Source organism: Halohasta sp. A2, from assembly GCF_056175805.1.
On record NZ_JAQFWV010000315.1, the window covers coordinates 1 to 255 of the forward strand.

A 255-nucleotide genomic window follows, 5' to 3' on the forward strand; every position below is an offset into this window, starting at 1 on the left:
TCTCTTTTGAGGCTTGTTTCGCCTGCGTGAACTCCGCTGCGATTGGTATCTTTGGCCCTGCCGAAACGATGCTGAGACCAAAGCCGTAGTAGAACTCTTCAGCTGTTGGATCGTAGTTCCACGAAGCGTCATCATTCCACGCGAGTGCTTCAAGATCGGTTGAGTCGATTCGGAAGGTTAAGTCAAGCAGGCCGCGGGTAGCGGCCTGCTCGACGAGGCGACTGAACACGTCTTCAACAACGAGGTTGAGAGCAG

At 54.1% G+C, this 255-nt stretch carries 1 pseudogene; it reads right to left on the reverse strand.

Features of this window, described 5'->3' with window-relative positions:
• Positions 1–255 (reverse strand): annotated as a pseudogene (locus O2S87_RS19275) (IS5/IS1182 family transposase); the annotation flags it as partial.